This is a genomic window from Achromobacter insuavis (assembly GCF_902859645.1).
GTDB lineage: Bacteria > Pseudomonadota > Gammaproteobacteria > Burkholderiales > Burkholderiaceae_B > Achromobacter > Achromobacter insuavis.
On the sequence record NZ_CADIJR010000072.1, the window covers coordinates 20,293 to 28,313 of the forward strand.

Consider the following 8,021-nt stretch of genomic DNA (forward strand, 5'->3'; position numbering starts at 1 on the left):
CTCAGTGGGGATGGCGCGGCGCCCGCAGCGCCAGCAGCGCCGCCCAGGCGGCCACGCCGATCGCGCCGGACAGCCACAGCGCCCGCACGCCCCAGGCGTCCAGGGCCAGGCCGAAGGCGAACGGCGCCAGCGCCTGCGCGATGCGCGCCGGCATCATCAGCCAGCCCTGGCGCGCGCCGTAGCCTTGCGGACCGAACAGCGCCAGCGGCAGGGTGCCCTTGGCGATGGTCAGGATGCCGTTGCCGGCGCCGTGCAGCAGCGTGAACGCGGGCGCGGCGACCGGACCGGCGGCCAGCAGTACCGCCACGCCGGCGGGGTGGGCCAGGGCCGCCAGGCGCGCCGACCGCAACGGATGCACGCCGCGCAGCAGCCCGAATTCGAACAGGCGGCCGGCGACCTGGGCCGGGCCGATGAGCGCGCCCGCGGCCACCGCCGCGGTCAGGCCGACGCCGGCGTGCTCCAGCAGGCGCGGCAGGTGCGTGGCCATGGCGGTGCTGATGAACCAGGTGGCGGCGAAGACGAGGGCCAGCAAGGCGGTGGCGCGTCCCGCCTGGCTCGGCGGCGCGGCGGCCTGCGCCGGTGGCGCCGCGTCGCGCTGGGCGGCGGCGGGCCGGACCGCGGCCTTGGGCAGCCAGGCATTCAGCGGCAGGCCGATCAGCAGGTGCAGCGCGGCCCAGCCGAGGCACGCGCCGCGCCAGCCGAGATGGCTGTCCATCCAGGCCGACAGGGGCCAGCCGACGGTGCTGGCGAAGCCGGCGATCAGGGTGATGCCGGTGATCGCGCCGCGCGCGTCATGGCCATACAGGCGCACCAGGCTGGCGAAGGCCGCTTCGTACAGGCCGGCCCCCATGGCCACGCCGAGCACCAGCCAGGCCGCGGTCATCGACCACACGCCCTGCGCCAGGCCGAGCAGGGCCAGCCCGCAGGCGAACAGCACGCTGGTCGCGGCCAGCACCACGCCGCCGTGCCGGTCGATCAGCCGGCCGGCCCCGGGGCCCGTCAGCGCCGAGACCGTCATCGCGCCGGAGAAAGCCGCATAGACCGCGGCCGTCGGGATGCCGAGGTCGCGCGCCATGGGCGCGGCCAGCATGGCGGGCAGGTAATACGACGAGGCCCAGGCCAGGGTCTGGGCCGTGCCCAGCGCGCCGACCACGCGCAGCGCGGCGCCGGCCATGGCTCAGCGCCGTCCCGGGCCGGCGTCGTACCAGCCCTTGCTCTGGTTGACCACGCGCACCACCAGCAGCATCACCGGCACCTCGATCAGCACGCCCACCACCGTGGCCAGCGCCGCGCCGGACTGGAAGCCGAACAGGCTGATCGCGGCCGCCACGGCAAGCTCGAAGAAGTTGGACGCGCCGATCAAGGCCGACGGACCGGCGATCTCGTGGCGTTCGCCGACGCGGCGGTTGAGCCAGTACGCCAGGCCCGAATTGAACAGCACCTGGATCAGAATCGGCACCGCCAGCATGGCGATCACCAGCGGCTGGGCGAGGATGGCGCGGCCCTGGAAGGCGAACAGCAGCACCAGCGTCAGCAGCAGCGCCGCCATGGAGAACGGCGCGATCCGGGCCAGGGCCGCGTCGAAGGCGGCCTGGCCGCGCCGTTGCAGCGCGCGGCGCCACAGCTGCGCGAGAATGACCGGAATCACGATGTACAGCCCGACCGACACCAGCAGCGTGTCCCACGGCACGGTGATGGCCGACAGGCCCAGCAGCAGGCCGACGACGGGCGCGAAGGCGAACACCATGATGGTGTCGTTGAGCGCGACCTGCGACAGCGTGAACGTCGCGTCGCCGCCGGTCAGCCGGCTCCAGACGAACACCATGGCGGTGCACGGCGCCGCGGCCAGCAGGATCAGGCCGGCGATGTAGCTGTCGAGCTGGTCGGCCGGCAGCCAGGGCGCGAACACCTGGCGGATGAACAGCCAGCCCAGCAGCGCCATCGAGAATGGCTTGACCGCCCAGTTGATGAACAGCGTCACGCCGATGCCGCGCCAGTGGCGGCCGACCTGGCCCATCGCGCCGAAGTCGACCTTGAGCAGCATCGGGACGATCATCACCCAGATCAGCAACCCCACCGGCAGGTTGACCTGGGCGACTTCGAGCCGGCCGATGGCCTGGAACAGGGACGGCATGAGCTGCCCCAGCGTGATGCCCAGCACGATGCAGAGCACGACCCAGAGCGTGAGATAGCGTTCGAAAACACTCAACCCCGCGGGCGGCCGCCGGGCGGGCGCCTGCTGTCTGGAGAGCGACATGGCTTTACTCCCGCGATGCGCCGATGCCGCGCAGCTCGGCCAGCAGCGACAGGGCGTCGAGCTTGTCCAGCGGCAGGGACAGGAACAGTTCGATGCGGCGCTTGAGCGTGCGCGCGGCGTCGTGGAAGGCCTTCAGGCGGCGGGCCTCGTCGCCGGTTTCGGCCGCGGGGTCGGGAACGCCCCAGTGCGCCGTGGCCGGATGGCCCGGCCAGACGGGGCAGGCTTCGCCGGCGGCGTTGTCGCAGACGGTGATGATGAAGTCCATCGCCGGCGCGCCCGGCCCGGCGAATTCGTCCCAGGGCTTGCTGCGGTAGCCGTCCGTCGGCAATGCATAGGTCTGGAGCGTGGCGAGCGCGAGCGGATGGACCTCGCCCTTGGGCGCGCTGCCGGCGGAGTAGGCGCGAAAGCGCTCCCCGCCCAGGCCCCTGAGCAGGCCTTCGGCCAGGATCGAGCGGGCGGAATTGCCGGTGCAGAGAAACAGCACGTTGAAGGGAACGGATGACATGGGGATAACTCCTGATCAGCAGGTGGTGCAGGCGCCGGGATCGGTGACGTCGCAGGGGGCGCCCTGGCAGCAGTGTTCGGTGAGATAGCCAAGCAGGCCGTTCATGCGCGAGTAGTCGGCGCGGTAGATCAGGTTGCGGCCCTGTTGTTCGACCGTGACCAGGCCGGCGTGCGCCAGCTCCTTCAGGTGGAACGACAGCGCATTGCGGGCGATGCCCAGCTGGTCCGCGAGAACGCTGGGGGTGAGGCCGGGCAGGCCGGCCACGACCAGCGCGCGGAAGGTGCGCAGGCGTTGGGCATGGGCGAGGGCGCCGAGGGCGGAGATGGCTTGGTCTTCATTCATGATTCGATAATACAACGATTATTGAATTATTGTGGATTTTTCTTTTATGGCAAAGGCTTGTGGCCGCGCGGCGACAGCTGTCATGCCGCGCGCGCCGGGCCTTGACCTTAGAGTCACTCCAAGGTTTTTAATCGCGCCAACTCAAGAGGAAGGAGGGATATGTCAGACCCCGACAGTAGCGACTTATCGATTTCGATGCCATGGAATGCGGAGACTTTCGGCATGGTGTCATCCGGGGCGTGGAATCCCTCCACGGTCCGCCGGCGTCGATGGACGCGCCGCGCGGCCGGGGTGGGTCCGTGATCGCCTGCGCGACGCAAAGGAGCCCACGGGTCTTCCTTCGGCGTGGCGGATGAACGTGTTCGCATGACCAGGCAATGGCTATGACTGGCAGTACATGATCAGGAACTGGATTCATGCAGAACAAAGTGAAAGACGCGGCCGTCCTGGACGACGCGCATATTGGCGATATCCGAGGCGCCTTCGGCACCATCAAGGAAGGCGATATTGAAAAACGCAGGAACTGGTGGCACCGGTTCCGGACCCTGCTGGCGATCCTGGGGCCTGGCCTCATCGTCATGGTGGGCGACAACGACGCCGGCGCGTTCAGCACCTATGCGCAGGCGGGCCAGAACTACGGCACCACCCTGCTGTGGACGCTGGCGCTGCTGGTGCCGGTGCTGTATGTGAACCAGGAGATGGTGCTGCGCCTGGGCGCGGTGACGGGCGTGGGCCATGCCCGCCTGATCCTGGAGCGGTTCGGCAAGTTCTGGGGCGCGTTCAGCGCCATCGATCTGTTCGTGTTGAACGCGTTGACGATCGTCACGGAATTCATCGGCATCTCGCTGGCCCTGGATTTCCTGGGGATACCGAAACTGCTCGGCGTGGTCTGCGCCGCGGCCCTCATCATGATTGCGGTCAGCACCGGTGATTTCCGCCGGTTCGAGCGGTTCTCGCTGGTGCTGGTGTTCGGCAGCCTGTTGCTGGTGCCGCTGTTGCTGATGGTGCATCCGCCCGTGGCGCAGATCGGCTTCGACTTCCTGGTGCCCGGGCTGCCGAAGGACGGCAAGCTCAGCGACGTGATGCTGCTCATCATCGGCATCGTCGGCACCACGGTGGCGCCGTGGCAATTGTTCTTCCAGCAGAGCTACGTCATCGACAAGCGCGTGACGCCGCGCTTCATCCGCTACGAGCGCGCCGACCTGTGGCTGGGCATCGTGCTGGTGGTGATCGGCGCGGTGGCGATCATCGCCGTCGCCGCCGCCACCTTCGCGGGCCGTCCCGAGTTCGGCAACTTCGAGGATGCCGGCGCGGTGGCCACCGCCATCGCCAACTATCACGGCCGGCTGCCCGGCATTCTGTTCGCGGTGACCTTGCTCGATGCCAGCCTGATCGGGGCGGCGGCCGTGTCGCTGTCGACGGCCTATGCGGTGGCCGACGTGCTGAGCCTGAAGCACTCGCTGCATCGCAAGCCGACCGACGCCAAGGCCTTCTACGCCATCTACGGCCTGCTGATCGCCGGCGCCGCGGCGCTGGTGCTGATCCCGGGCGTGCCGCTCGGGGTGCTGACCAACGCGGTGCAGACCCTGGCCGGCGTGCTGCTGCCGAGCGCCTCGGTGTTCCTGCTGCTGCTGTGCAATGACAAGGAAGTGCTGGGGCCGTGGGTCAACACGCGCTTCACCAACCTGTTCACCGGCGTGATCGTGTCGGTGCTGGTGATGCTGTCCATCATCCTCACCGCCGCCGTGATGTGGCCGGACATCTCCGGTCGCGCGATCACGATGGTGCTGGCCGGCGGCAGCGTGATCGGCGCCGGCGTGGTGTTCGCGTCCCAGCTCGTTGCGCGGGGCGCGGGCCGCAGCCAGGCGGCCAGCGTGCTGCGCCGCGGTGACCGCGATACCTGGCGCATGCCGCCGCTGCACCGTCTCAAGCCGCTCTCGCTGTCGTTCTCCAACCGTCTGTGGATGGGCGTGCTGCGGACCTATCTGGTGGTCGCGGTCGGCATGGTGATCTACAAGGTCATCGAGGTCGCCGCGGGCTGAGGTCGCCAGCCGGCTGGCGCGGGCCGGCCGGCGCGACGCCGAGCCATTGCCGCAGGCGCCGGTTCAGGGGCGTGGAGTAATGGCGCGACACCAGCGCGCCCAGCAGGCATGCGCCGCCGAAGTAGGCCAGCAGCAGCCCGAGCCGGGCGTCGCCCGATGCTTGCGCGGCGGGCAGCCAGGTGCGCAGCAGGCCCAGCACCAGCAGATGCAGCAGGTAGATCTCGTAGCAGTCGCGTCCGCAACGCATCAGCGCGCGCCGCGCCAGGCCGGGCGCGGCCGGCCCCGTCGCGGGCTGGCCCGGCAGCAGCAGGGCCGCGCCCAGCGCCATGGCGCTGGCGCCGAGGACGTTGCTCTGGCTGATCGGCCATGCCAGGTAGAGCAGCGCCATGGCGCTGCCGACGAGCGGGCGGATCCCGGGCCAGCGCGATGCCGGCCATGCGCGGCCGCGCGACAGCGCCGCGGCGACGCAGCCGATGGCGATGGCATCGAAGCAGGCCAGGTAGCCATACAGGTAGGCCTCGCTGTCTCCCTGGTGGGCCAGCCGGTAGAGCGGCCCGGCGATCACGAGCGCGGCGGCCAGCAGCGCCAGCCGCGCCTCGCGCCGCAGCAGCGCGCAGGCCAGCGGAAACAGCAGGTAGAAGGCCATCTCCACCGACAGCGACCACATCACGCCCAGCGCGTAGTTGATCCATCCTTCGCGGATGACCAGCACGTTCATCCAGGCGCCGAGCGCGGCGGCATTGGTGGTCCAGAGCGAGACCGCGCTGCCGGCCCGGTTGCCGAACAGCGGCAGGCCAGCGAGCGCCAGCCCGTCCACCGCCGCCAGCGTCAATGCCAGCGTCGGCAGCAGCCGCGCCACGCGCAGCCGCCAGAACGGCGCCGGCCGGATGGCGTCCAGGCGGCCCCAGCGCTCCAGCGCGTTGCGGGTGATGAGAAACCCCGAGATGACGAAGAAGATCGTCACGCCGTAATTGCCGTTGCGCGCCAGCGCCAGCGGCAGCGGCCAGCCGGGCAGCCCGGCCGGCGCCGTGTCGCGCAGCGGATAGGCGATGTTGAAATGATGCAGCAGCACCAGCAGGATCGACAGGCCGCGCAGCATGTCGATGGCGTCATCGCGGGGGGCGGCGTTCATGCTCGGCGCCGGCCTACTGGCGGGGCGCGTCGGCCATGGCCGGCCAGTCGCGCATCAGGTCATCGCGGGCGCGCAGGCCGGCGTTGGGCCTGGTGGCCTTCTCGTCCTGCAGCAGGCGGGCGAACACCAGCTGGCGGCCGTCCTTGCGCGCCCAGCCGACGAACCAGCCGTAGGCGTTGTCCGGTGTGTAGACGCCGTTGCCGCCGGGCGAGCCGGTGCCGGTCTTGCCATACAGGCGCCAGCCGCCGGCCTCGCCGGCGTCGAACAGCGTCTCGGCCAGATCGTAGGCCGCGGGCTTGAGCGGCAATTGCCGGTTGACCAGCTTGCGCAGGAACGCCAGTTGCTCCAGCGGCGAAATGCGCAGCGACGAGTTGATCCACGCGCCATCCAGGCCGTTGTGCTTGCCGGGCTCGCCCGAGACGTCCTCGTTGCCGTACTGGAAGGCCGAGGCGTAGCGCTGGAAGCGCTCCTGCCCCAGCGCCCTGGCGGTCAGCTGCGAATACCAGACCACCGAATACTTGATCCAGCGCGCCGGATCCGTCGGCTGGCGCCAGGCGTCGCCGCCCCAGTCGGGGTAGCCCGGCTGGTAGTTCCAGACCGGCGCGTGCGGGCCTTGCAGGATGCCCGCGTCCGCGCCCATCAGCGCGATCGGCAGCTTGAAGGTCGAGGCCGGCGTGTAGCGCTCGGCGCAGGCCGCCTGCGTGCCTTGCTGGAACACGATGCGGCCGTCGGCGGCGTCGGCCACCACGGTGCACAAAACCGCGGCGCGGGCGGGGGCGCCCGCCAGCGCGGACAGGGAAAGGGCTGCGCCCAGGGCGCACGAAAAACGTCGAACGGTCATGATCGATGAAGCGTGGTGGGGAAAAACGGAAAGTGCGTTCAGGCGCGGTCGGCGCGGCCGTTGAGCAGGACCAGCGTCAGGTCGCGGTCGTCGATGTGGATGCGCATGGCCAGGCAGCGTCCGGCCTCGGTCGAGGCGCCGGTCTTGGACAGGCGGATGTCCCAGCCCTGCGCGCCGACCAGCGGATTGGTGTTGCGATAGCGCAGCGAGCCGCCGGCGGCGGCCACCGTCTCGGCGGGCGTGGTGGTGTCGCGCGCGATCTGCGGATACGCGGCGGCCGCGCTGACGATGCGGCCGACGTCGGCGGCGCTGGCGCGATTGGCGGACGACAGGCCGGTCGGCTCTTCCAGCGTGGTGTGTTCCAGATGCAGCGCCGCGGTCTTGCGCCGCAGGGCCTGGGCGAAGGCCGCCTCGCCGCCCGGATAGGTGCGGGCCAGGGCGTGGGCGGCGCGGTTGTCCGAGGCCATCAACGCCAGCTTGAGCAACGTGTCCAGCGTCACGCTGGCGCCCACCGGCAGCGGCGAGGCGGCGCCCGCGGCGGTGGCGCGCGCGTCGCGCTCATCGATGCGGATGGCGCGCGACAGGTCCGGCGCGGTGTCCAGCACCACCATGGCGGTCATCAGCTTGGTCAGCGAGGCGATCGGCACGGCGTCGTTCTCGGCGCGGCCGAGCAGCGTCGCGCCCGAACGGGTGTCCAGCACCAGCACGTGGGAGGCGCCGCTGGCCGCGATCAGCGCCTGGACCGCGGGCAGGCGCGCCATGAGGCGTTGCGCCTGCTGCGCGGACAGCGGCTGCGCCGGCCCCGTCGTCAGCGCCGACCAGGCGCCGAAGCCGGCCAGCGCGCACGACATGGCCAGCACGGGCAGGGCCACCGCGCGGCGGGCGGCGAGCGTGTCGGGACG

General features: G+C 70.7%; 8 protein-coding genes. 1 reads left to right on the forward strand and 7 read right to left on the reverse strand.

Annotated elements, in window-relative coordinates; all coding sequences use genetic code 11:
- Position 1: 1 nt before the first annotated feature.
- Genes H0523_RS25655 through H0523_RS25670 form a run of 4 tightly spaced genes read right to left on the reverse strand, consistent with a single transcriptional unit; the run spans position 2 to position 3,104 of the window.
- The gene (locus H0523_RS25655) at positions 2-1,174 is read right to left on the reverse strand and encodes an MFS transporter (protein WP_054428807.1); all 1,173 of its coding nucleotides are present in this window, start codon (positions 1,172-1,174) and stop codon (positions 2-4) included.
- 3 nt (positions 1,175-1,177) lie between these two features.
- Positions 1,178-2,257, reverse strand: a complete 1,080-nt coding sequence (gene arsB, locus H0523_RS25660) for an ACR3 family arsenite efflux transporter (RefSeq protein ID WP_054428806.1) — start codon at positions 2,255-2,257, stop codon at positions 1,178-1,180.
- A 4-nt stretch (positions 2,258-2,261) separates the two neighbouring features.
- Positions 2,262-2,762, reverse strand: coding sequence for an arsenate reductase ArsC (locus H0523_RS25665; RefSeq protein ID WP_054428805.1), 501 nt, complete (start codon positions 2,760-2,762; stop codon positions 2,262-2,264).
- A gap of 15 nt (positions 2,763-2,777) precedes the next feature.
- Positions 2,778-3,104 (reverse strand): ArsR/SmtB family transcription factor, encoded by a 327-nt coding sequence (locus H0523_RS25670; RefSeq protein ID WP_054428804.1) that lies wholly within the window; start codon positions 3,102-3,104, stop codon positions 2,778-2,780.
- 416 nt (positions 3,105-3,520) lie between these two features.
- Between H0523_RS25670 and H0523_RS25675 the strand changes: the two genes are divergently transcribed.
- Entirely contained in the window at positions 3,521-5,146 is a 1,626-nt protein-coding gene (locus H0523_RS25675) for an NRAMP family divalent metal transporter (RefSeq protein WP_054428803.1), read from the forward strand.
- Here H0523_RS25675 and H0523_RS25680 read toward each other — a convergent pair.
- The 3 genes from H0523_RS25680 to H0523_RS25690 all read right to left on the reverse strand — a co-directional run.
- Entirely contained in the window at positions 5,124-6,278 is a 1,155-nt protein-coding gene (locus H0523_RS25680) for an acyltransferase family protein (protein WP_082404299.1), read from the reverse strand. The genes H0523_RS25675 and H0523_RS25680 overlap by 23 nt on opposite strands.
- Before the next feature lie 13 nt (positions 6,279-6,291).
- A complete protein-coding gene (locus tag H0523_RS25685) occupies positions 6,292-7,119 on the reverse strand; it encodes an OXA-364 family class D beta-lactamase OXA-455 (RefSeq protein ID WP_054428802.1) in 828 nt (275 codons plus the stop codon).
- Positions 7,120-7,157: 38 nt separating this feature from the next.
- The coding region (locus H0523_RS25690) for a serine hydrolase (protein WP_180180191.1) at positions 7,158-8,021 on the reverse strand (864 nt) is incomplete at its 5' end.